This is a genomic window from Patulibacter medicamentivorans, assembly GCF_000240225.1.
Taxonomy (GTDB): Bacteria; Actinomycetota; Thermoleophilia; order Solirubrobacterales; family Solirubrobacteraceae; genus Patulibacter; species Patulibacter medicamentivorans.
Genome location: NZ_AGUD01000339.1, coordinates 1 through 741, shown reverse-complemented (window position 1 = coordinate 741; position 741 = coordinate 1). Strand labels below are relative to the sequence as shown.

General features: G+C 79.4%; 1 protein-coding gene. It reads right to left on the bottom strand.

Features of this window, described 5'->3' with window-relative positions; genetic code table 11:
• On the bottom strand, positions 1-741 hold a 741-nt coding region (locus tag PAI11_RS28380; RefSeq protein WP_040601545.1), incomplete at both ends, for a UvrD-helicase domain-containing protein.

Sequence of the window (741 nt, the reverse complement as noted above, 5' to 3'; positions counted from 1 at the left end):
CGCGTCGACCGGCAGCGCGTCGGGCGCCGGCGGCGCGGCCGGGGCCGATCGGCGCGCGGTCGCCGGATCGCGCAGCCAGGCGGCGAGCGCGCGATCGAAGGCGGTCCGGCGCAGGTCGGCGGCGCGGGTCTCGTCGGCGACCTGGACGTCGGGGTCGAGGCCGGCGGCGAGCGCGTAGCGGCGCAGCAACCGCTGGGCGATCGCGTGGAAGGTCCCGATCCAGGCGTCCTCGAGTCGCCAGCGCTGGGGCAGGACGCCGCCGCCGGTCAGCGCCTCGAGCCGCCGGCGCAGCCGCTCGCGCATCTCCGCGGCGGCCTTCTCGGTGAAGGTGATCGCCAGGACCGACGCCGTGTCGAGGTCGTCCTCGTCGATCAGGGTCCGCAGGTAGCGCTCGACCAGGACGCTGGTCTTGCCGGCCCCGGCGCCGGCCGAGACGAGCGTCTCGCCACGGCGCTCGATCGCGGCGGCCTGGCGGTCGGAGAAGCTGTCCCCGCCCCCGTCGGGCCCGGGCAGGCTGCGGCGCAGGCGGCCCTCGGCGTCGTGCAGGAGCCGGGGGTCGATCGTCGTCGGCAGGCCGAGGTCGTCCGCGGCCGCGGCCTCGTCCGGCGACGGACGGGGCGGCGGCCCGCCGTCGGACGGCGGCGCGACGAGCGGATCCTCGCCGAGTGGCGGGACGGGCCGGTCGCGGTCGGACGGCGAAGCGCCGACAGGGGGACCGGCCGGCGGCGCGGCGGGTGCCTG